Below are 21,937 nucleotides of genomic sequence, written 5' to 3' on the forward strand. Positions count from 1 at the left end.
ATATACACAAAAAAACCTAAGTCGAAATGACTTAGGTTTTTTTGTGTATATTTTTATCCCGCTATTTACGGGTAGTAAGTCCCTCATCTCAAGATTCAGAGAGAAACGAGAAAGATGGGCGGGGAGATCAACTAACTGCTCGTAAAAGCCCGATTGGTGAGGGGTAATAATCAGTGAGGATGAAGAAAACCCCACTAATTAAAGTTTCACTTTATTTACCGAATGAAATAATCCATAAATTTAGCAATGCTAAAAATGAAAAAATAAAAAAGAAGAGGCTGTTTAAAATAATAGCAATTTGTTTTCGTTTCCCAGGTTTTCCGAACGAACCTAGAATAATTCCGATAATGGGACTAATTATTTCAATAAGCAGTATAGGTTTGAAGTAATGATAGTAGAAGAAATGAGATGTTATAAAAGAGGATTCAATAACTGCAGCAGTTACTGCGATAAAAAGAAATAAATATGACAACTTAGTAAGTTTCTGCATAATCAATCCACCTATAAATGAGTATGAGCTTATAGTAATAGTATCAGAGGATTTACTTAAATATACAAAAACGTAATTACTTACACCTTGATTTGATCACTTTCTCATATGTTAAGATTATAAAGTAATATAGATTTGAAAAAATAACGGTTATTGTAATGCGCTATAACTTTAGGTAATTAAAATTCACTTAAATGATGGCTAAAGTATTGTATCGCTATACCACTAGATCCTCATGTAGTTACGCTTTGTATTCTTATCCTAATTTCCTTTCATACATGTATATATTTTCACTTCTTCTTTTGAATATAACTAAAACACGAACGTTATCAATGACGAACAAAAAAACATTCGATTATTTGTTGACATTGTTCATGAAATATTGTTAATATAACCATAGAAACAATATTATATCGCACCTCATATAATCGCGGGGATATGGCCTGCAAGTCTCTACCTAACGACCGTTATTCGTTAGACTATGAGGGAAAGTCACTCGGTATTTTTCTATTCACAAGGGATACGTATGCCTGAGTAGAGCGCTTTCTCTCATAGTAAAAGAGAAAATGTTCTATGTCAGGCTTTTTTTATTTGAATCGGGGGGATTCTAATATGAAATCACTAGTTGGAGTCATAATGGGAAGCACGTCAGACTGGGAAACAATGAAATATGCTTGTGACATTTTAGATGAATTAAATATTCCGTATGAGAAGAAAGTTGTATCCGCTCATCGGACTCCAGATTATATGTTTGAATATGCAGAAACTGCTCGTGAACGTGGATTAAAAGTTATTATTGCTGGAGCTGGAGGAGCCGCTCACTTACCAGGGATGGTTGCAGCGAAGACAAATCTTCCTGTAATCGGCGTTCCTGTTCAATCAAAAGCGTTAAATGGTTTAGATTCATTACTGTCTATCGTTCAAATGCCAGGAGGGGTTCCAGTTGCCACTGTTGCGATTGGCAAGGCTGGTTCAACAAACGCGGGACTACTTGCAGCACAAATCCTTGGATCATTTCATGATGACATACATGATGCATTAGAACTGAGACGAGAAGCAATTGAGAAAAATGTGCGTGAAGGCAGTGAGTTGATATGACAAAAATCATTTTACCAGGAAAAACAATTGGAATTATTGGCGGTGGCCAGCTAGGAAGAATGATGGCGATAGCAGCGAAGGAAATGGGTTATAAAATTGCTGTTTTAGATCCAACAAAACATTCACCATGTGCACAAGTTGCTGATATTGAAATTGTGGCAGCATATGATGATTTGAAAGCGATTCAACATTTAGCAGAAATAAGCGATGTTGTGACATATGAATTTGAGAATATTGATTATAGATGTTTACAATGGCTTGAAAAATATGCGTATTTACCACAAGGCAGCCAGTTGTTAAATAAAACGCAAAATCGTTTTACAGAAAAGAATGCAATCGTGAGTGTTGGCTTACCAGTAGCACCATATAAACTTGTGCAGAGGCAAGACGAACTTTTAGAAGCAATTACGGAACTTTCCTTTCCTTGTGTGTTAAAGACAACAACAGGGGGATATGACGGAAAAGGACAAGTGGTTTTAAGAAGCGAAGCGGATGTTGCGAGAGCAACTGAACTTGTAAATCAAGCTGAATGTATTCTTGAGAAATGGGTGCCATTTGAAAAAGAAATATCAGTTATTGTAACTCGCAGTGTCAGTGGTGAAACGAAGGTATTTCCAGTAGCTGAAAATATTCACGTGAATAACATCTTACATGAATCTATTGTACCAGCTCGTATTACAGACGAACTTTCACAAAAAGGAGTTGAATACGCACAGGTACTGGCGGATGAACTTCAGCTTGTGGGAACACTAGCGGTAGAGATGTTTGCTACAGCAGATGGTGAGATTTATATTAATGAATTAGCACCAAGACCTCACAATTCAGGACACTATACAATTGATGCATGTGAAACGAGTCAATTTGGGCAACATATTCGAGCAATCTGTAATTTACCTCTAGGAGAAACAAATTTGTTAAAACCAGTTGTCATGGTAAACATTTTAGGCGAACATATAGAAGGGGTCCTAAGACAAGTGAATAGATTTACCGGGTGCTATTTACACTTGTATGGAAAAGAAGAAGCAAAAGCGCAGCGCAAAATGGGGCATGTAAATATTTTAAATGAAAATATTGAAGTTGCTTTAGAAAAAGCGCAGAGTTTGCATATTTGGGACCATCAAGAACAACTTTTGGAGGGAAAAAGATGATTAGTCGTTATACACGCCCTGAGATGGGTGCGATTTGGACGGAAGAAAACAAATTTAAAGCATGGTTAGAAGTTGAAATTTTAGCTTGTGAGGCATGGGCTGAACTTGGTGATATTCCAAAAGAAGATGTAAAAAAACTTCGTGAGAATGCATCATTTGATATTGACCGTATTTATGAGATTGAGAAAGAGACACGCCATGATGTAGTTGCTTTCACTCGTGCAGTATCAGAAACACCAGCACTAGGTGAAGAACGTAAATGGGTACACTACGGCTTAACATCTACAGACGTAGTTGATACAGCGTTATCTTATATCTTAAAACAAGCAAACGAAATCTTATTAAAAGACTTAGAAAACTTCATTACTATCTTAGCTAACAAGGCAAAAGAGCATAAATACACAGTTATGATGGGAAGAACACACGGTGTTCATGCAGAACCAACTACATTTGGTTTAAAACTTGGTCTGTGGTATGAAGAAATGAAACGTAACTTAGAGCGCTTCAAACAAGCAGCTGATACAGTTCGCGTTGGTAAATTATCTGGTGCAGTTGGTACATACGCGAACATTGATCCATTCGTAGAAAAATTCGTTTGTGAGAACTTAGGATTAGAAGCAGCACCAATTTCAACACAAACATTGCAACGTGATCGCCATGCGCATTACATGTCAACACTTGCACTAATTGCAACATCTATCGAAAAGATTGCGGTTGAAATTCGTGGCCTACAAAAGAGTGAAACACGTGAAGTAGAAGAGGCTTTCGCCAAAGGACAAAAAGGATCTTCTGCAATGCCGCATAAACGTAATCCAATCGGATCTGAAAATATGACTGGTTTGGCCCGCTTAATTCGTGGTTACATGCTAACTGCTTACGAAAACGTTCCATTATGGCACGAGCGTGATATTTCTCACTCTTCTGCAGAACGAGTTATCTTACCAGATGCAACAATCGCATTAAACTACATGTTAAACCGCTTTGGTAATATCGTGAAAAACTTAACGGTATTCCCAGAAAACATGAAGCGCAATATGCAAAGAACATACGGTTTAATTTACTCTCAGCGCGTAATGCTTACGCTAATCGACAAAGGTATGGTACGTGAAGAAGCTTATGATATCGTACAGCCTAAAGCGATGGAAGCTTGGGAGACACAAGTACAATTTAAAGAGCTTGTAGAAGCAGATGAGCGTATTACAAGCAAATTAACACAAGAAGAAATCAACGAATGTTTCAATTATGAACATCATATGCAACATGTTGATACAATCTTTGAACGTCTTGGATTGAACTAATTTGAAAATTTTATATGGCACAGAATAGAATCATTCTGTGCCATTTTTTATAAACATATTATTCATATTTTTCAAACTACAGGGGGCTTGCGAAATGCAAAAGCTAGAATTGCTGTATGAGGGTAAGGCAAAAAGAATTTATCGTACAGAAGCAGCAGATATGGTTTGGGTAGAGTACAAAGATAGTGCTACTGCTTTCAATGGGGAGAAAAAAGCGACAATTACAGGAAAAGGTCGTCTGAACAATGAGATTACAACTCTTTTATTCAGAAAGTTACAAGAAGTGGGAATTAAAACACATTTTGTTGAGAAGTTGTCAGATACAGAACAACTTGTGAAAAAGGTAAGTATTATTCCATTAGAGGTTGTCACAAGAAACGTAATCGCGGGAAGTCTTTCAAAACGCTTAGGAATGGAAGAAGGAACTGCACTTGCAGCACCAATCGTAGAATTGTACTACAAAGATGATGATTTAGGAGATCCGCTTGTAACAGAAGATCATATTCGTGTGTTAAACGTTGCAACGCCAGAGCAAGTAAGTACATTACGAGAAAAGGCTCTACAAATCAATCAAATATTGATTGAGCACTTCGCAAGCTGTCGTGTAAGATTAGTAGATTTTAAACTAGAGTTTGGACTAACAGAAGAAGGCGAAATCGTATTAGCAGATGAGATTTCACCAGATACTTGCCGCTTATGGGATGAAGCGAGCAATGAAAAATTTGATAAAGATGTATTCCGCCGTGATCTTGGCGATTTAACAGAGGCATATGAAGAAATTTTAAAACGTTTAGGGGGAGCTTCACATGTATAAAGTTAAGGTATATGTAACATTAAGAGAGAGCGTATTAGATCCACAAGGAACAGCAGTGAAAGGTGCTCTTCACAGTCTTTCATTCACAGAAGTGCAAGATGTTCGCATCGGTAAATATATGGAGTTAACAATTGATAAATCAGTGACTGATCTGGATACAAAGGTAAAAGAAATGTGTGAGAAACTATTAGCGAATGTTGTAATGGAAGATTTCCGTTACGAAGTTGAGGAGGTTGTCGCACAGTGAAATTTGCCGTAATCGTTTTTCCAGGTTCGAACTGTGATGTTGATATGTTTCATGCAATTAAAGATGAGCTTGGCGAAGAGGTAGACTACGTTTGGCATGATGCAGAGAATTTAGATGAATATGATGCAATTCTTTTACCAGGAGGTTTCTCTTACGGTGATTACCTTCGCTGCGGTGCCATTTCTCGCTTTGCAAATGCAATGAAAGCTGTGCAAAAAGCAGCTGAACAAGGAAAGCCAATTCTAGGTGTATGTAACGGATTCCAAATATTGGTTGAATCAGGGCTGCTACCAGGTGCATTAATGCGAAATAAAAACCTAAAGTTTATGTGCCGTACAGTGGGATTACGTGTTGAAAATAACGAAACGATGTTTACATCGCAATATGAAAAAGGTGCAGTAATCAATATTCCAATCGCACATGGTGAAGGGAATTACTACTGTGATGAAGCAACTCTTAAAGAATTAGAAGAAAAGAATCAAATTGCATTCCGTTATGTAGACAATCCAAACGGAAGCGTTTCAGATATTGCAGGTATTGTAAATGAAAAGGGAAATGTACTTGGCATGATGCCGCACCCAGAGCGTGCTGTGGATGAACTTCTTGGCGGCGCTGAAGGTTTAAAAGTCTTTCAATCTATTTTGAAACATTGGAGGGAAACATATGTCGTTAATGCTTGAACCAAATCCAACACAAATTAAAGAAGAACGTATATATGCGGAAATGGGGCTAACAGACGAAGAGTTTGCCATGGTTGAAAAGATTTTAGGACGTTTGCCGAACTACACAGAAACGGGACTATTCTCTGTTATGTGGTCAGAGCATTGTAGTTATAAAAACTCAAAACCTGTTCTTCGCAAGTTCCCAACAACAGGAGAGCGCGTATTACAAGGACCTGGTGAAGGTGCAGGGATTGTAGATATTGGTGATAATCAAGCCGTTGTATTTAAAATGGAAAGTCATAACCATCCTTCTGCAATTGAGCCATATCAAGGTGCGGCAACGGGTGTTGGTGGTATTATTCGCGACGTATTCTCTATGGGAGCACGTCCAGTAGCATTATTAAACTCTCTTCGCTTCGGTGAACTACAATCACCACGTGTGAAATATTTATTTGAAGAAGTAGTTGCAGGGATTGCAGGATATGGTAACTGCATCGGGATTCCAACTGTTGGCGGAGAAGTACAGTTTGATTCATGTTATGAAGGAAACCCACTTGTAAATGCAATGTGCGTTGGTTTAATTAATCATGAAGATATTAAAAAAGGGCAAGCACATGGTGCTGGTAATACAGTTATGTACGTAGGTGCTTCAACAGGACGTGACGGTATTCACGGTGCAACTTTCGCATCAGAAGAATTATCTGAGAGTTCAGAAGCGAAACGTCCAGCGGTACAAGTAGGGGATCCATTTATGGAGAAACTCCTTATTGAAGCATGCTTAGAGCTTATTCAATCTGATGCTCTTGTTGGAATTCAGGATATGGGAGCTGCAGGATTAACATCATCTTCTGCAGAGATGGCAAGTAAAGCAGGAATGGGTATTGAAATGTACTTAGATGATGTACCACAACGTGAAACAGGTATGACGCCATATGAAATGATGTTATCTGAATCACAAGAACGTATGTTAATTGTTGTGAAAAAAGGTAGAGAGCAAGAGATTGTAGAGTTGTTTGAAAAGTACGGACTTGCGGCAGTTACGATGGGAAAAGTAACGGAAGATAAAATGCTTCGCTTATTCCATAAAGGTGAAATGGTAGCGGAAGTACCAGCAGATGCACTAGCAGAAGAAGCACCAATTTATCATAAGCCTTCAAAAGAAGCAGCGTATTTTAAAGAGTTCCAAGAAATGAAGATGGAAACACCGAAATTAGATAATTATAAAGAAACATTGCTAGCTCTATTACAACAACCAACGATTGCAAGTAAAGAGTGGGTATATGATCAATATGATTATCAAGTACGCACAAGCACGGTTGTTACACCAGGATCAGACGCAGCCGTTGTACGTGTGCGCGGGACAGAAAAAGCATTAGCGATGACAACAGATTGTAATTCTCGCTACATTTATTTAGATCCTGAAATGGGCGGTAAAATTGCAGTAGCAGAAGCAGCACGTAACATCGTATGTTCAGGTGGAGAACCGCTGGCAATTACAGATTGTTTAAACTTTGGTAACCCAGAAAAACCAGAGATTTTCTGGCAAATCGAGAAATCAGTAGATGGTATGAGTGAAGCTTGTCGTACACTACAAACTCCAGTTATTGGCGGAAACGTATCAATGTACAACGAACGTAGCGGTGAAGCTGTATATCCAACACCGACTGTTGGTATGGTAGGTCTTGTTCATGATTTAAAACATGTAACGACACAAGAATTTAAGCAAGCTGGAGATCTAGTTTATGTAATTGGAGAAACGAAAGCTGAGTTTGGCGGAAGTGAATTGCAAAAGATGGTATACGGCAAAATCTTTGGTCAATCACCAAGCATCGATCTAGAAGTAGAATCTAAACGCCAAAAGCAATTACTAGAAGCAATTCAAGCAGGACTTGTTCAATCTGCACATGATGTTGCAGAAGGCGGATTAGCAGTCGCAATTGCTGAAAGTGCAATTGGAGCTAAAGGATTAGGTGCTACTGTGAAATTAGCTGGAGAAGCAACAGCGGCGTTATTCGCGGAATCACAATCACGCTTTGTTGTAACAGTAAAACGTGAAAAGCAAGAAGCATTCGAGAAAGTAGTAGAAGCAATTCAAGTTGGGGAAGTCACAAATACAAATGAAGTAACAATTCGTAATGAAGAAAATGAAGTATTACTTACAGCAAATGTTGATGAAATGAGAAAGGCTTGGAAAGGGGCAATCCCATGCTTGCTGAAATAAAGGGGTTAAATGAAGAATGTGGCGTTTTCGGAATTTGGGGGCATGAAAATGCAGCACAAGTTACGTACTACGGATTGCACAGCTTACAGCACCGTGGACAAGAAGGCGCAGGCATTGTTGTAAATAATGGGGAGAAAATTGTTGGGCATAAGGGGTTAGGTCTAGTATCGGAAGTGTTTTCAAGAGGTGAGCTAGAAGGATTAAATGGAAAATCAGCAATTGGTCACGTACGCTATGCAACGGCAGGCGGAAGTGAGGTAGCGAATGTTCAACCACTACTATTCCGTTTTTCTGATCATAGTATGGCATTAGCTCACAACGGTAATTTAATTAATGCAAAGATGCTTCGCCGTGAATTAGAAGCAGAAGGAAGTATTTTTCAAACGAGTTCAGATACAGAAGTACTACTTCATTTAATTAAACGTAGTACAAAAGGTTCATTAATTGAGAGTGTGAAAGATGCATTAAACAAAGTAAAAGGTGCATTTGCATATCTTTTATTAACAGGTAACGAAATGATTGTTGCGTTAGACCCGAATGGATTCCGCCCGCTGTCAATCGGAAAAATGGGAGATGCATATGTTGTAGCATCTGAAACATGTGCTTTTGATGTAGTTGGTGCAACATACATTCGAGATGTTGAACCTGGAGAACTACTTATTATTAATGACGAAGGTATCCAAGTAGATCGTTTTACAAATGATGTAGAACATGCAATTTGTAGTATGGAATACATTTACTTTGCACGCCCAGATTCCAATATTGCTGGCATCAATGTTCATGCAGCGCGTAAAAGTATGGGGAAACGTTTAGCGGCGGAAGCTCCTATTGAAGCAGATGTTGTAACAGGGGTACCGGACTCTAGTATTTCTGCGGCAATTGGTTATGCAGAAGCAACTGGCATTCCGTATGAATTAGGATTAATTAAAAATCGTTATGTTGGTCGTACCTTTATCCAACCTTCTCAAGAATTGCGTGAACAAGGGGTAAAAATGAAGCTTTCGGCAGTACGAGGAGTAGTTGAAGGAAAGCGCGTCGTAATGATTGATGATTCTATCGTAAGAGGTACAACAAGTAAACGCATTGTCCGTATGCTTCGTGAAGCAGGAGCGACAGAAGTGCATGTGAGGATTGCTTCTCCACCACTTAAGTATCCGTGTTTCTATGGCATTGATATTCAAACGAGAAAAGAATTAATCGCAGCTAACCATTCTATAGAAGAAATACGTCAAATCATCGGCGCAGATTCTTTAACATTTTTAAGTGAAGATGGCTTAGTCGATGCGATTGGTCGTCCATATGAAGGGAAATACGGCGGCTTATGTATGGCGTACTTTAATGGGGATTATCCAACAGCCCTTTATGATTATGAACAAGAACTTTTAGAAAGTATGAAATAAAAAAGCGAGAAGCTTCTACTTGATTTTAAGTAGAAGCTAGCTTTTTCCTAAAACATACTCTATAGAGAGTGCCCGCTTGGGTGGGAGAAATTAAAAGACGAGGTGTAAAAAACGATGGCGAATGCATATAAGCAAGCAGGAGTAGATATTGAAGCTGGATATGAAGCGGTATCTCGCATGAAAAAACATGTACAAACAACAATGAGGAAAGAAGTACTAGGCGGTCTTGGCGGTTTTGGAGGTATGTTTGATCTATCAAAATTTGCATTAGAAGAACCTGTATTAGTATCTGGAACAGACGGTGTAGGTACAAAATTGATGCTCGCTTTCATGATGGATAAACATGACACAATTGGTATTGATGCAGTAGCAATGTGTGTAAATGATATTGTTGTCCAAGGAGCAGAGCCGCTTTTCTTCCTTGATTACATTGCTTGTGGTAAAGCAGAACCTAGTAAAATTGAAAACATCGTCAAAGGTATATCAGAGGGTTGTCGCCAAGCGGGTTGTGCGTTAATTGGCGGAGAAACAGCTGAGATGCCAGGTATGTATTCCACTGAAGAGTATGACTTAGCTGGTTTTACTGTTGGTATTGTTGATAAAAAGAAAATTGTAACAGGAAATTCTATTGAAGCAGGTCATGTATTAGTTGGCTTAGCATCTAGTGGTATTCATAGTAACGGGTATTCTTTAGTACGAAAAGTGTTGTTAGAAGATGGACAGTTATCTTTAGATCGTATACATGGTCGCTTAGAACTACCTCTTGGTGAAGAATTATTAAAACCAACGAAAATTTATGTCAAACCTATTTTAGAACTATTGAAGAAATATGAAGTGTATGGCATGGCACATATTACAGGTGGAGGATTTATTGAAAATATTCCACGTATGTTGCCGGAAGGAATCGGAGCAGAAATTGAACTAGGTTCTTGGCAAATTCAACCGATTTTCAGCTTACTTCAAGAGGTTGGAAAACTAGAAGAAAAAGAAATGTTCAATATTTTTAACATGGGTATTGGTATGGTAGTTGCGGTAAAAGAAGAAGATGCAGAAACTGTTGTCAAGCTTCTTGCAGAACAAGGAGAAAAAGCACATATTATTGGACGAACTATTAAGGGATCGGGTGTTACTTTTAATGGAGGCACAGGACTATGAGTAGATTGGCAGTCTTTGCCTCTGGAAGCGGATCTAACTTCCAAGCATTAATGAATGCAGTGGAAGAAAAAAGCTTACATGCTGAAATTAGTTTGCTCGTATGTGATCAACCTGAGGCGCGTGTTATTGGACGGGCACATTATCATCATGTTCCGTGCTTTGCTTTTTCGGCGAAAGCATATGAATCAAAAGAAGCATTTGAAAATGAGATATTAAAAAAATTGCGAGAATACGAGATTGATTATGTTATTTTAGCGGGATATATGCGTTTGATTGGTCCTACATTACTGGAAGCATACGGCGGGAAAATCATTAACATTCATCCGTCATTATTACCAAGTTTTCCTGGGAAAGATGCTGTCGGTCAAGCGTTAGAGGCAGGAGTGAAAGTAACAGGAGTGACGATTCACTACGTAGATGCTGGGATGGATACAGGACCTATTATTGCTCAAGAAGCAGTAAAAGTTTCCGAAGCGGATACAAGAGAGAGTTTACAAAAGAAAATTCAGCAAGTTGAACATAGATTGTACGTAGCTACGGTGAACGAAATCGTTCAATCTATGAAAGAGAAGGCCGTTAAATAACATTCAACTAGGGGTGAAGGATAAATGAAAAAGCGTGCATTAGTAAGTGTTTCAAATAAAACAGGTGTTGTAGAATTTGTTAAAGGGTTACTTGAACAAGGGATTGAAGTTATTTCAACAGGTGGAACGAAAAAATTATTAGAGGAAAACGGCTTACAAGTAATTGGGATTTCTGAAGTAACTGGCTTCCCGGAAATTATGGACGGGCGTGTGAAAACATTACATCCAAACATTCATGGTGGTTTACTTGCAGTACGTGATAATGAAACGCATGTGACGCAGATGAATGAATTAGGCATTCAGCCAATCGACTTTGTTGTTGTAAACTTATACCCATTTAAGGAAACAGTTGCTAAACCTGATGTGACATTTGCTGATGCAATTGAAAATATTGATATCGGTGGCCCAACAATGATTCGTTCAGCTGCGAAGAATCATAAATTTGTATCAGTAATCGTTGACCCAATAGATTATGATGTTGTACTAGCCGAGCTAAAAGAAAACGGCGAAGTTACAGACGAAACAAAACGTAAATTAGCAGCGAAAGTATTCCGTCATACAGCGGCATATGATGCATTAATTTCTAACTATTTAACGGAACAAATGGGAGAAGAAAGCCCAGAAACATTAACAGTAACATTCGAGAAAAAACAAGATTTACGTTACGGTGAAAACCCACATCAAAAAGCAACATTCTATAAAGCGCCATTTGCAGCAACTTCTTCTGTTGCATATGCAGAGCAGTTACATGGAAAAGAGCTATCTTACAACAATATCAATGACGCGGATGCAGCGCTTAGCATCGTGAAAGAATTTACAGAACCAGCAGTGGTAGCAGTAAAACATATGAACCCATGCGGAGTTGGTGTTGGTACTGATATTCATGAAGCATATACACGTGCTTACGAAGCGGATCCAGTATCCATTTTCGGAGGTATTATTGCAGCTAACCGTGAGATTGATAAAGTTACGGCTGAAAAATTACATGAAATTTTCTTAGAGATTGTTATCGCACCTTCTTTCTCACAAGAAGCTTTAGAAGTGTTGCAAAGTAAGAAAAACTTACGCCTTTTAACTGTAAATATTGAAAAAGCAGTAAGTGCAAGTAAAAAATTAACTTCTGTACAGGGTGGCCTTCTAGTTCAAGAAGAAGATACGTTAGCGCTAAATGAAGATGCAATTACAATTCCAACAAAACGTGAACCAACAGAGCAAGAATGGGCCGATTTAAAACTAGCTTGGAAAGTTGTCAAACATGTAAAATCAAATGCAATTGTTTTAGCAAAAGATAATATGACAATTGGAGTGGGAGCAGGACAAATGAACCGCGTTGGTTCAGCGAAAATTGCAATCTCGCAAGCTGGTGACAAAGCACAAGGTAGCGCCTTAGCATCTGATGCATTTTTCCCAATGCCAGATACAGTAGAAGAGGCTGCTAAAGCAGGTGTTACAGCAATCATTCAACCAGGCGGATCGATTCGTGATGAAGATTCTATTAAAAAAGCTGATGAATATGGTATTGCTATGGTGTTCACTGGCGTACGTCACTTCAAACATTAATAGAGGGAGTTCAAAAAGTCCGGTCAAGATAACCTTCTTTTTGAATATGAACGAATAGAAACAAAATAGGAGCACTGCTCCTATTTTGTACTTATTTGAATAATGGAGGATAACATATGAATGTTTTAGTAATCGGCCGTGGTGGGCGCGAACATGCTTTAGCTTGGAAGTTTGCACAGTCTGAGCAAGTTGAAAAGGTATATGTAGCACCGGGAAATGAAGGCATGAGAGATGTGGCAATGCCAGTTGATATTGATGAGAATGACTTTGACGCACTTGTTCTATTTGCGAAAGAAAATAATATAGGTTTAACGTTCGTTGGTCCAGAAATTCCTCTTATGAATGGAATTGTTGATCGTTTTGAAGCAGAGGGACTTCGCGTTTTTGGTCCGAATAAAGCAGCTGCTGTAATTGAAGGAAGCAAAGCTTTTACAAAAGAGCTTATGAAAAAGTATGATATTCCAACCGCAGCATATGAAACATTCACAAACTATGAGGAAGCGGTAGCATATATTCAAAAAGTTGGTGCACCTATTGTTATTAAAGCGGATGGTTTAGCAGCTGGTAAAGGTGTAACAGTAGCAATGACGTTAGAAGAGGCATTGCAAGCTGTAAAAGAAATGCTGCAGGATGTAAAATTCGGTGAAGCAAGTAAAAAGGTTGTTATTGAAGAGTTTTTAGATGGACAGGAATTCTCTTTAATGGCATTTGTAAATGGAACAACCGTTTATCCAATGGTAATTGCACAAGATCATAAGCGTGCTTTTGACGGTGATAAAGGACCGAATACAGGCGGAATGGGTGCATATTCTCCAGTACCGCAAATTCCCGAATCAGCAGTTAGCGAAGCAATTGAGACAATTTTACATCCAACTGCTAAAGCGATGATTCAAGAAGGACGTTCATTTACAGGTATTTTATACGCGGGGCTTATTTTAACAAACGAAGGACCAAAAGTAATTGAATTCAATGCTCGTTTTGGTGATCCAGAAACAGAGGTTGTATTACCACGTTTAGAGAGTGATTTAGTCGACGTATGTAATTACGTATTAGATGGGAAAGGGCTAACACTTAAATGGTCTGAGGAAGCAGTTATTGGTGTAGTACTTGCTTCAAAAGGATACCCAGAAGCATATGAAAAAGGTGCTGTGATTTCTGGATTAGATACATTAGAAGATGCAATTGTTTTTCATGCAGGCACAGCTATGAAACATGGAGATTTTGTAACAAACGGTGGTCGTGTTTTATTTGTAGCTTGTAAAGGCAAGGATTTACAAGAAGCGAAGGATAACGTTTATAAAGAAATTAAGAAAATTGAGAGTGACGGTTTATTTTATCGAAGTGATATCGGATATCGTGCGGTTGCAAAGGTAGATTGTTAAGAGCTAACATAAATTATGTTAGCTCTTTTGATTTTATTTTGTATTTTTGGAAAGGGAGGATTATATGTTTGCGATGGGAATTTTAATTATATATGTAATGATTTGTATCATACCTACAGCAGGAAAGACAATCCAAACTTTAAAAACTTTTACAGCTACTGAAAAAACGATAGGTTATTGGTTAAAACGGGGTATGACAGAAAAAGAAGCTATTCAACAGGTGAGAGACAATGTAACGGGTCTATGGAATTCAACTTTTGGAATGTGGGGGCTACTAGGGATAGTACACCAAAGTAAGAGGAAGGCGTGAAAAAATGAAGTTACCAAAAAACTATTTTCCAGAACAGGCTACAAAGGAATACGGGAGCTTTTATGTATGGATGCGCTTTATTTGTATTATTGCATTTGCTAATACTGTATTAGTTTTAGGGTTCGGAAAATTAAATATTTTCACATTAGTAGTTATAATATTTTGTATTCCGTTTGGTTTTATTGGAGTTTATTTTGCGATCTTTCACTATATACGTTATTTAAGAAATTATATGAGACAAAAATAATAAAGGAGATAGACACAGTGCTGAGATTTATAAATGAAAGATATATTATGACGAGACAAATGAGATTAGATATTGAAGAATTTATGCCTCCGAAAGTCAGAGAAATCTTTATTAAAATTTATAAGTTAGCATTTTTAGTTTTTATATATCTTGGAATCATGTGCCTTGTGAATAATCTGATAGGAAAAGAGCATCCAATTAATGGACTGTTATTGAAAATAGAGATAATAGTAATTTCAATTATATCCATTTTTATCTTGTATTATTGTATATGCTATCGAGGCTATTATAAACGAAAAGAATAATATGTATTCTATATATAACTAAATATAGTATTCATTTGAAAGAAGGGAACTATAATGAGTGTGGAGACATGGTACCGATATACATTTCGGGAGAAACATTTTTCAATAGCTCTTCCCAATACATGGACATTAATGGAGACGGATCCTAAACATATAGAAAAGTTCACTTCAATATTTTTAGCTGAACAAGCCGAAGTGCTCCCACATATTTCTAAAAACTGGGAAGAGATCAAAAGGCAACTAGAATTTCTTCTTAAAAATCTAAAAGGAATGAAAGTGGAACTGTTTGCGTTACAAGGTCTTGTTGACGATGAGAATGTTATACACTTTGCAGATGTGACAGTTTCAAGGTTTCCTTATGAAAAAGAGTATTCTTCTATTCAAAATATGGAAAAGCTACTAAAAGAAAAAGAGAAGAGTGAATTAGTATCGATCGAGGAGATTAAATCCCAGATTGGTAATGTCATACATATTCGTGAATTTACAACTGTTGAAATGGAAAATGAGAATATTAAAGCATGTACGAATCAATTTTTAATACCAGTATCTAAAGAGAATAATATATATAGTATTACGTTCTCTACATGGAATGTAGATGATGCAATGTTATTCGAACCTTCATTTTTTCAAATTGTAAATACGTTTAAACGAATGTCTCCCGAGAAAATAGGGCATTAGATGAAAAGCATCCTTTCTAAACAAAATAGAATTTAGAAAGGATGTTTTTTTTAGGAGGAGAATATGAAATTATCAAGAAACTATTTTCCAGAACAAGCAGCAAAGGAATATGGAAGCTTTTATATATGGATGCGCTTTATTATTCTAGTGGCCTGGATTGGGGGACTATTAGTTTTAGGATATGGTCAATTTAATATTATGGGACCTATAGTTATAATATATTTTTTTCTTACTGGTATAATTGGGATTTATTTTGCAGCTTTTCACTGTATTCGTTATTTAAGAAACTATAAGAGACAAGAATAATTTATATTTTTGAAATAACATAACGTGTGCAAATTGCACACGTTATAAATTTTTGTTTTGGTATTGGTAGACAGTAATACTCCTACTTCAAACTTCGGTGTAAGTAAAGGGATTAGGAGGGAGATAAACTTAATATAAGGTTAATTTGCGAGAGTTGAAGAAAATCTTTCATCATTACAGTTTCACGTCATTATAAATCCCGAGTTTCTCCATTTTTCTATATAATGTTCGTACACTAATCCCCAAAGCAGCCGCAGCTTGTTTTTTTCCTTCATAATCATAACCATAGTCATGAAGTTTTTGAATAATGCTTTCTTTTTCAGCTTCTTGCAATGCACTGTGTTGCTTTGTGGATGAGCACAGCAACTCCGAATGATTTTGAAGAAATGCTGGTAGTGATGATTCGGTTAATTGGCCACTTTTCTCCATATTCATGCTATATTCTAAAACATTCTCTAATTCACGAATGTTCCCAGGCCAGTGATATTGTTTTAATCTTGCTAGAAACGCCTCTGTGTAACTTTGAATGAATTTTCCTGTTCTTGTCTGTAATTTTTCAATTAAGAAAGGGACGAGTTTCTTTAAGTCTTCTTTTCGCTCGCGAAGTGGTGGTAAATGAATTGGAATCACATTGAGTCTGTAGTAAAGATCTGAACGGAATTGTTTAGATTCGATTAATTTTTCTAATGGTTGATTTGATGCAGCGATAATTCGGACATTCACTTTTTGGGGAAGCGTTCCACCAATTCTTTGTACAACACCATCTTGTAGTACTTTTAATAACTTTGGTTGTAAATGGAGAGGAAGATCTGCCACTTCATCTAAAAATAACGTGCCTCGGTCGGCCATTTCAAAGTAACCGGGTTTTCCTTTCTTTCTCGCTCCTGTAAATGCACCTTCCTCATAGCCAAAGAGCTCACTTTCAAATAAAGATTCAGGAATGCTGGCACAATTTATTTCAATGAAATCTCCCCTCTGGAATATACTTTGTTCATGAATAAGCTTTGCCATCAAGCTTTTCCCCGTTCCCGTTTCTCCTGTAATAACGATGGATGAGGTACTACTTTTCATGTTTTTTAAGATTTCTTTTATGTTTTGTAATGTATAACTGCTTCCAAGGATATATTCAGTTTGTTTTAATTTTGTCCCTATTTTGGAAGTAGAATAATTTGTTTCATGAATCATATCGGTAATAATCTCTTTTAACTTTTCCATCCAATAGATAAATTCTTTTTGCTGATCGAGTAATTTCTGTTGCTTATCTTTGGAAAAACTAACGAATGAAAGATAGCCATAGTGGCGTTCATTTTGAATCATATTTTGTATAATTTCTGCAGTGGATGGACAGCTCTTTTGAAAGTGGCAACCATGACACATATTCATATGCCCCGGCTTATGTACAAAGGTAATAGGATGCTCGTATAGTTTTTGGAAAAAGGGGAGGTATACGCGTTCTCCTTTTTTCTTTTTATATTCTTCCGTTGAAGAAACTAATAGCCCTTCATGGTTGAAATAGGCGATTTCTATTTGTAAGAGTTCGGAAAAGGCATGAATCATTTTTGTGATTGCTGTGATTGTAGACAATTTTGAACCTCCTTTCTATTTATGTAATTATTGTATGATAATTCAGAAAAATACAAAAGTGTCAAATGTTTGTCAAAAATGTCAAATGACCGTATCAAAGTTGCTTACTACAATAAGGGTTTTTCACGTAATAAAATTGGCATGTTTTTTGCTTAATAAAAAGCAGATGCAAATAAAGGAGGTTTTTTTATGGAAAGAGATTATTTTCAATTAAAGGATAAAGTGGCGGTTGTAACCGGAGCGGCATCAGGAATTGGGTATGCGACAGCAACCATCTTTGCTGAAGTAGGAGCTACCGTCATTCTTTTAGATATTGATGAGGAAAAAGGTATGCAGGCCACGCAGGGTTTACGAGACGAGGGGCAGAGGGCAGAGTTTTTGAAGTGCGATGTAACAAGTGAATTAGATTGTAAGAATGTGAGTGAACATATTAGGAAGGTATATGGAAGTGTAGATGTGCTGTTTAACAACGCCGGAGTTATTAGAAGAAAAACAGTTGTTGAATTAGAAGAAAGAGAGTGGGATTCAGTTATTAATGTGTCATTAAAAGGTGTATATCTTTTATCTAAATATATCATTCCAATTATGGCTGAAAAACAAGGGGGAAGTATTATTAACACTGGCTCTGGATGGGGACTAAAAGGGGGCGATAAGGCAGTTGCATATTGTGCTGCAAAAGCGGGGGTTGTGAACTTAACGAAGGCGATGGCAATTGATCATGGGTCGCAAAATATTCGAGTAAACTGCATATGTCCAGGTGATACAGATACGCAGTTACTACGCGACGAGGCGAAACAATTGAATGTAGAAGAAGGGTCGTTTCTGAAAGATTCAGCAATAAATCGGCCTCTATCAAGAATTGGTACACCACGGGATATCGCAAAAGGTGTTTTATTTTTAGCTAGCGACTTGTCATCTTGGGTGACAGGGACAGCACTTGTTGTCGATGGCGGAGGCTTAGCATAATTGAATGAAATTTAACAAGGGGGTATTAAGATGACGAAAAAGGTACATCCTTACATTCCAAATATGGTACCTGAAGTAAGAGAAGAGATGTTAAAAGAAATCGGCGCTGAAACCGTGATGGAACTATACGCCTGCATACCAGAGGAACTCAAGTTAAAAGAGGAAATGAATATACCGAAGGCGCTTACAGAATATGAACTGCGTCGCCATGTTGAAGGGATACTTTGTAAAAATACAAGTACAAGTGAATATGTAAATTTTTTAGGAGCAGGTTGTTGGCAACACTTTGTACCAGCTGTTTGCGATGAAGTGAATCAGCGATCAGAATTTTTAACGGCATATGCTGGGGAACCGTATGAAGATCATGGCAGGTTTCAAGCTTTATTTGAATACCAAAGCTTAGTAGCGGAACTTGTTGATATGGATGTTGTAAATGTGCCTACATTTGATTGGGGGCAAGCAGCAGCTACATCAATTCGGATGGCTGCCCGTATAACGAAAAGAAAAAAGGTATTAGTAGCACAAACCGTGTCACCTGAGAGAATGAAAATTATCCAAAATTATGGGTCCCCAGATCTTGAATTTGTTTCTGTTGGTTATGATGATGAGAATGGTCTTCTAGATTTAGAAGATTTAGAGAATAAAATAGCTGCTAATGTAGCCGCAATTTATTTTGAAAACCCTTCCTATTTAGGATTTATTGAATCGCAAGGGATGGAAATTGCGGAAATCGCAAAGCAACATGATGCGCTAGTAGTTGTTGGTGTTGATCCGATATCGCTTGGAGTGCTAGCACCACCAAGCCACTATCAAACAGATATTGTTTGTGGTGACTTACAGCCTCTTGGTATGCATATGAACTATAGCGGAGGGCAAGCTGGGTTTATTGCTACAAGAGATGAGGAAAAATTTGTGAATGAATACCCTTCACGTTTATTTGGAATTGTCCCAACAGTAAAAGAAGGAGAGTACGGATTTGGAGATGTAGCGTATGACCGAACATCTTTTGCCCTTCGTGAAAAAGGAAAAGAATCAGTTGGTACACAAACAGCGTTATGGGGCATTACAGCAGGAGTTTATTTATCGTTACTTGGACCAAATGGTATGTATGAATTAGGTCAAACGATTATGCAAAATAGTCAATATGCAGTAAAACAATTAAATCAAATCCCTGGAGTGAGAGGTTCAAGATTAAGTTCTCCATTTTTTAAAGAGTTTCTTGTTGATTTTAATGAGACCGGTTTATCAGTAGAAACTATAAATAAGAGATTGTTAGAAAAACAGATATTTGGAGGAAAGGATATTTCGAAAGAGTTTCCTAAATTTGGTCAATGTTCCTTGTATTGTGTTACAGAAGTTCATACGAAGGAAGACATTGATCGGTTAGCTGCCGCTCTGCAAGAAATTGTGACAAATTAAAAAAGACGAACGGAAAGGAGAATCGACTGATGAAGAAAATTAAAAGGAATAGTAAAGTCCGTGACTTTCATCAAGCAAAATGGAATGAACCAATTATTTTTGAACTTCACCAGCAAGGAGAAAGGGGCGTAGACGTTCCTGTAGCGGATGAAACAATTGTGAAAGAAGTTGGTGATGGAGTTTCAAAGATTCCTCATTCTATGTATAGAAAAGAAAGAGCGAGACTTCCGGAAATCGGTCAAGCACGTGTGTTAAGGCATTATGTGAGACTTTCACAAGAGACGTTAGGATCAGATTTTAATGTTGAAATTGGGCAAGGGACCTGTACGATGAAATATATTCCTAAAATTAATGAATTATTAGTACGGAATCCTAAAATAATGGAACTGCATCCTCTTCAAGATGAAAGTACGGTCCAAGGCATGCTAGAGATTATATACAAATTGGATCTTTGTATGAGAGAAATTTCTGGTATGGATCATTTTTCATTTCAACCGAGTGGTGGCACACAAGCCTTATTTGCTATGGCATCCATTGTAAGAAAATATCATGAATCTCGAGGGGAAGGGGAAAAGCGGAATGAAATTATTACAACCATTTTTTCTCATCCTTCACAAGCGGCTACAGCGGCTGTTAAAGGCTTTAAAATCATTACGCTTCATCCGGATAAAGATGGATTTCCTGACCTTGAAAAATTAAAAGCTGTTGTTTCAGAAAGAACAGCAGGATTTGTTGTAGCGAATCCTGAAGATACAGGGATTTTTAATTCGAAGATTAAAGAGTTTACGAGGGTTGTTCATGAAGCAGGTGGGATTTGCTATTACGACCAGGCAAATGCAAACGGCCTTCTTGGGATTACGCGGGCGAAAGAAGCAGGATTTGATATGTGTTTTTTTAATCTTCATAAAACATTTGCAGCTCCGCATATGTGTGGTGGACCAGCAACAGGTGCACTTGGTGTAAGTAAAGAGTTAAAAGAGTACTTACCAGGACCAATTGTCGAATGTGATGAGGAGAAATATTATTTAAATCATGAATTGAAACATTCGATTGGGAAAGTACGTGCTTTTCATGGCGTGGCACAAACGATTTTAAGGTCTTATGCATGGATTCGTGCTCTAGGACCAGAAGGGTTAAAAGAAGTGGCGACAACGGCTGTGTTAAACAATAATTATATGTATCATAAAGTACAAAAAATTCGTGGTGCAAGCGCTCCGTATGTGAAAGGGCAGCGGCTTGAACAAGTTCGTTATAGTTGGGAAGAGATGAACGATGAAACGGGTGTTACGACAGAAGATGTTCAAAGAAGGATGACGGATTTCGGTTTACACTACTGGACGAGTCACCATCCATATATCGTTCCTCAGCCGTTTACATTGGAGCCGACTGAGAGTTATTCTAAGGCAGATTTAGATGAGTATATTGCGGCACTTGAACAAATTTCGCAAGAGGCATATGAAAGTCCTGAAATTATTCGAAATGCCCCGCAAAATAGTACGATTCGCAAATTAGATGAACAGGATTTTCTAGATGATCCGAAAAAATGGTGTATTACATGGAGAGCTTATCAGAAGAAAGTACAGTTACCGGAGTTAATTTAAGGTAGAGGGCAATCAAGAGATTTCTTGATTTTCTTTTTTCTTTCATGTTAAAGGATGTAACAATGATTGCGCTTTGGAAAATTTAAACATTCTAAAAATTTGAGGGTATTTTATATTTTTAGTACATCCATTTTCCAAAATAACATATGGAAAATAGTACTGAAATTGAAATAACTAATGTGATCGCAGCGCTATATAAGTTCATTGATGAATGAAATTGTACAAGAGAATGCGAGAATCGAAAATATTCATAAGTAATGAAAAAAGACCGCTAAAACTTAGTGGTCTTTTTTCATTTAGGAATCTTGATCCTTTTTTAGTCTTCCCTTTTGTTTTGCCATTTCTCGAAGCAAATACTCGATGTGGGCGTTAACGCTGCGGAACTCATCATTCGCCCATTTTTCAATGATTGCGTGTAATTCAGGATCGATACGTAATGGGAAACTTTTCTTTTTAGCCATA

The 21,937-nt window shown here is 37.4% G+C and carries 22 protein-coding genes and 1 riboswitch; of the genes, 19 read left to right on the top strand and 3 right to left on the bottom strand.

Going from position 1 to position 21,937, the window contains the following annotated elements:
- Window positions 1–211 precede the first annotated feature (211 nt).
- Complete coding sequence (locus CN288_RS22610) at window positions 212–490, bottom strand: hypothetical protein (RefSeq protein WP_026593311.1); 279 nt, start codon at window positions 488–490, stop codon at window positions 212–214.
- A gap of 400 nt (window positions 491–890) precedes the next feature.
- A riboswitch (purine riboswitch) is annotated at window positions 891–992 on the top strand.
- 110 nt (window positions 993–1,102) lie between these two features.
- Here CN288_RS22610 and purE point away from each other — a divergent pair.
- The 16 genes from purE (at window position 1,103) to CN288_RS22695 (ending at window position 15,905) form a co-directional block, all read left to right on the top strand.
- The gene (purE, locus tag CN288_RS22615; protein WP_026593310.1) at window positions 1,103–1,588 is read left to right on the top strand and encodes a 5-(carboxyamino)imidazole ribonucleotide mutase; all 486 of its coding nucleotides are present in this window, start codon (window positions 1,103–1,105) and stop codon (window positions 1,586–1,588) included.
- Window positions 1,585–2,736: a 5-(carboxyamino)imidazole ribonucleotide synthase gene (gene purK, locus CN288_RS22620; protein WP_026593309.1), complete on the top strand. Its 1,152-nt coding sequence runs from the start codon at window positions 1,585–1,587 to the stop codon at window positions 2,734–2,736. Before purE ends, purK begins: the two co-directional genes overlap by 4 nt.
- Window positions 2,733–4,034 carry an adenylosuccinate lyase gene (purB, locus tag CN288_RS22625; RefSeq protein ID WP_026593308.1) on the top strand — a complete coding sequence of 434 codons (1,302 nt, stop codon included), beginning with the start codon at window positions 2,733–2,735 and terminating at the stop codon, window positions 4,032–4,034. Before purK ends, purB begins: the two co-directional genes overlap by 4 nt.
- A gap of 94 nt (window positions 4,035–4,128) precedes the next feature.
- Window positions 4,129–4,848 (top strand): phosphoribosylaminoimidazolesuccinocarboxamide synthase, encoded by a 720-nt coding sequence (gene purC, locus CN288_RS22630; RefSeq protein ID WP_026593307.1) that lies wholly within the window; start codon window positions 4,129–4,131, stop codon window positions 4,846–4,848.
- Window positions 4,841–5,095 carry a phosphoribosylformylglycinamidine synthase subunit PurS gene (gene purS / locus CN288_RS22635; RefSeq protein ID WP_026593306.1) on the top strand — a complete coding sequence of 85 codons (255 nt, stop codon included), beginning with the start codon at window positions 4,841–4,843 and terminating at the stop codon, window positions 5,093–5,095. Before purC ends, purS begins: the two co-directional genes overlap by 8 nt.
- The gene (purQ, locus tag CN288_RS22640) at window positions 5,092–5,775 is read left to right on the top strand and encodes a phosphoribosylformylglycinamidine synthase subunit PurQ (protein ID WP_026593305.1); all 684 of its coding nucleotides are present in this window, start codon (window positions 5,092–5,094) and stop codon (window positions 5,773–5,775) included. Before purS ends, purQ begins: the two co-directional genes overlap by 4 nt.
- Window positions 5,759–7,978, top strand: coding sequence for a phosphoribosylformylglycinamidine synthase II (purL, locus tag CN288_RS22645; protein WP_090692651.1), 2,220 nt, complete (start codon window positions 5,759–5,761; stop codon window positions 7,976–7,978). Before purQ ends, purL begins: the two co-directional genes overlap by 17 nt.
- Window positions 7,963–9,378, top strand: a complete 1,416-nt coding sequence (purF, locus tag CN288_RS22650) for an amidophosphoribosyltransferase (protein ID WP_026593303.1) — start codon at window positions 7,963–7,965, stop codon at window positions 9,376–9,378. Before purL ends, purF begins: the two co-directional genes overlap by 16 nt.
- 114 nt (window positions 9,379–9,492) lie before the next feature.
- Window positions 9,493–10,533: a phosphoribosylformylglycinamidine cyclo-ligase gene (gene purM, locus CN288_RS22655; protein ID WP_026593302.1), complete on the top strand. Its 1,041-nt coding sequence runs from the start codon at window positions 9,493–9,495 to the stop codon at window positions 10,531–10,533.
- Window positions 10,530–11,117: a phosphoribosylglycinamide formyltransferase gene (gene purN / locus CN288_RS22660; protein WP_026593301.1), complete on the top strand. Its 588-nt coding sequence runs from the start codon at window positions 10,530–10,532 to the stop codon at window positions 11,115–11,117. Before purM ends, purN begins: the two co-directional genes overlap by 4 nt.
- A gap of 24 nt (window positions 11,118–11,141) precedes the next feature.
- Window positions 11,142–12,677: a bifunctional phosphoribosylaminoimidazolecarboxamide formyltransferase/IMP cyclohydrolase gene (gene purH, locus CN288_RS22665; protein ID WP_090692647.1), complete on the top strand. Its 1,536-nt coding sequence runs from the start codon at window positions 11,142–11,144 to the stop codon at window positions 12,675–12,677.
- A 116-nt stretch (window positions 12,678–12,793) separates the two neighbouring features.
- Window positions 12,794–14,059: a phosphoribosylamine--glycine ligase gene (purD, locus tag CN288_RS22670; RefSeq protein ID WP_098303143.1), complete on the top strand. Its 1,266-nt coding sequence runs from the start codon at window positions 12,794–12,796 to the stop codon at window positions 14,057–14,059.
- Between the two features lie 64 nt (window positions 14,060–14,123).
- On the top strand, window positions 14,124–14,369 hold the full coding sequence (locus tag CN288_RS22675) for a hypothetical protein (protein ID WP_098303144.1): 246 nt from the start codon (window positions 14,124–14,126) through the stop codon (window positions 14,367–14,369).
- Window positions 14,370–14,373: 4 nt separating this feature from the next.
- A complete protein-coding gene (locus CN288_RS22680; protein ID WP_098303145.1) occupies window positions 14,374–14,616 on the top strand; it encodes a hypothetical protein in 243 nt (80 codons plus the stop codon).
- A 359-nt stretch (window positions 14,617–14,975) separates the two neighbouring features.
- Window positions 14,976–15,599 (top strand): hypothetical protein, encoded by a 624-nt coding sequence (locus CN288_RS22690; RefSeq protein ID WP_098303147.1) that lies wholly within the window; start codon window positions 14,976–14,978, stop codon window positions 15,597–15,599.
- A gap of 63 nt (window positions 15,600–15,662) precedes the next feature.
- Window positions 15,663–15,905, top strand: coding sequence for a hypothetical protein (locus tag CN288_RS22695; protein ID WP_026593294.1), 243 nt, complete (start codon window positions 15,663–15,665; stop codon window positions 15,903–15,905).
- 174 nt (window positions 15,906–16,079) lie between these two features.
- On the opposite strand, the gene CN288_RS22700 is transcribed toward CN288_RS22695, so the two are convergent.
- Entirely contained in the window at window positions 16,080–17,489 is a 1,410-nt protein-coding gene (locus CN288_RS22700) for a sigma-54 interaction domain-containing protein (protein WP_098303148.1), read from the bottom strand.
- A 189-nt stretch (window positions 17,490–17,678) separates the two neighbouring features.
- Here CN288_RS22700 and CN288_RS22705 point away from each other — a divergent pair, with 189 nt between their 5' ends.
- From CN288_RS22705 to gcvPB, 3 genes are read left to right on the top strand one after another with little or no spacing between them, the layout of a single operon-like run.
- Window positions 17,679–18,455, top strand: a complete 777-nt coding sequence (locus CN288_RS22705) for an SDR family NAD(P)-dependent oxidoreductase (protein ID WP_026593292.1) — start codon at window positions 17,679–17,681, stop codon at window positions 18,453–18,455.
- A 30-nt stretch (window positions 18,456–18,485) separates the two neighbouring features.
- Window positions 18,486–19,874, top strand: a complete 1,389-nt coding sequence (gene gcvPA, locus CN288_RS22710) for an aminomethyl-transferring glycine dehydrogenase subunit GcvPA (RefSeq protein ID WP_098303149.1) — start codon at window positions 18,486–18,488, stop codon at window positions 19,872–19,874.
- 29 nt (window positions 19,875–19,903) lie between these two features.
- Window positions 19,904–21,475: an aminomethyl-transferring glycine dehydrogenase subunit GcvPB gene (gene gcvPB / locus CN288_RS22715; protein ID WP_026593290.1), complete on the top strand. Its 1,572-nt coding sequence runs from the start codon at window positions 19,904–19,906 to the stop codon at window positions 21,473–21,475.
- Between the two features lie 296 nt (window positions 21,476–21,771).
- Here the strand turns inward: gcvPB and CN288_RS22720 are convergent, their stop codons facing one another.
- Window positions 21,772–21,936, bottom strand: a complete 165-nt coding sequence (locus CN288_RS22720; RefSeq protein ID WP_035415543.1) for a toxin-antitoxin system HicB family antitoxin — start codon at window positions 21,934–21,936, stop codon at window positions 21,772–21,774.
- Between the last annotated feature and the right edge of the window lies 1 nt (window position 21,937).

This window comes from Bacillus sp. AFS023182, assembly GCF_002560575.1.
GTDB classification, from domain to species: Bacteria; Bacillota; Bacilli; order Bacillales; family Bacillaceae_G; genus Bacillus_A; species Bacillus_A arachidis.

Bases quoted from the DNA above. Each gene is read 5' to 3' on its own strand.
- purB (WP_026593308.1), top strand. From the start codon at position 2,733: ATGATTAGTCGTTATACACGCCCTGAGATGGGTGCGATTTGGACGGAA.
- CN288_RS22705 (WP_026593292.1), top strand. From the start codon at position 17,679: ATGGAAAGAGATTATTTTCAATTAAAGGATAAAGTGGCGGTTGTAACC.
- CN288_RS22695 (WP_026593294.1), top strand. From the start codon at position 15,663: ATGAAATTATCAAGAAACTATTTTCCAGAACAAGCAGCAAAGGAATAT.
- gcvPB (WP_026593290.1), top strand. From the start codon at position 19,904: ATGAAGAAAATTAAAAGGAATAGTAAAGTCCGTGACTTTCATCAAGCA.
- purC (WP_026593307.1), top strand. From the start codon at position 4,129: ATGCAAAAGCTAGAATTGCTGTATGAGGGTAAGGCAAAAAGAATTTAT.
- gcvPA (WP_098303149.1), top strand. From the start codon at position 18,486: ATGACGAAAAAGGTACATCCTTACATTCCAAATATGGTACCTGAAGTA.
- CN288_RS22690 (WP_098303147.1), top strand. From the start codon at position 14,976: ATGAGTGTGGAGACATGGTACCGATATACATTTCGGGAGAAACATTTT.
- CN288_RS22680 (WP_098303145.1), top strand. From the start codon at position 14,374: ATGAAGTTACCAAAAAACTATTTTCCAGAACAGGCTACAAAGGAATAC.
- purD (WP_098303143.1), top strand. From the start codon at position 12,794: ATGAATGTTTTAGTAATCGGCCGTGGTGGGCGCGAACATGCTTTAGCT.
- CN288_RS22720 (WP_035415543.1), bottom strand. From the start codon at position 21,936: ATGGCTAAAAAGAAAAGTTTCCCATTACGTATCGATCCTGAATTACAC.
- CN288_RS22675 (WP_098303144.1), top strand. From the start codon at position 14,124: ATGTTTGCGATGGGAATTTTAATTATATATGTAATGATTTGTATCATA.
- purF (WP_026593303.1), top strand. From the start codon at position 7,963: ATGCTTGCTGAAATAAAGGGGTTAAATGAAGAATGTGGCGTTTTCGGA.
- purH (WP_090692647.1), top strand. From the start codon at position 11,142: ATGAAAAAGCGTGCATTAGTAAGTGTTTCAAATAAAACAGGTGTTGTA.
- purE (WP_026593310.1), top strand. From the start codon at position 1,103: ATGAAATCACTAGTTGGAGTCATAATGGGAAGCACGTCAGACTGGGAA.
- purS (WP_026593306.1), top strand. From the start codon at position 4,841: ATGTATAAAGTTAAGGTATATGTAACATTAAGAGAGAGCGTATTAGAT.
- purN (WP_026593301.1), top strand. From the start codon at position 10,530: ATGAGTAGATTGGCAGTCTTTGCCTCTGGAAGCGGATCTAACTTCCAA.
- purK (WP_026593309.1), top strand. From the start codon at position 1,585: ATGACAAAAATCATTTTACCAGGAAAAACAATTGGAATTATTGGCGGT.
- CN288_RS22610 (WP_026593311.1), bottom strand. From the start codon at position 490: ATGCAGAAACTTACTAAGTTGTCATATTTATTTCTTTTTATCGCAGTA.
- purL (WP_090692651.1), top strand. From the start codon at position 5,759: ATGTCGTTAATGCTTGAACCAAATCCAACACAAATTAAAGAAGAACGT.
- purM (WP_026593302.1), top strand. From the start codon at position 9,493: ATGGCGAATGCATATAAGCAAGCAGGAGTAGATATTGAAGCTGGATAT.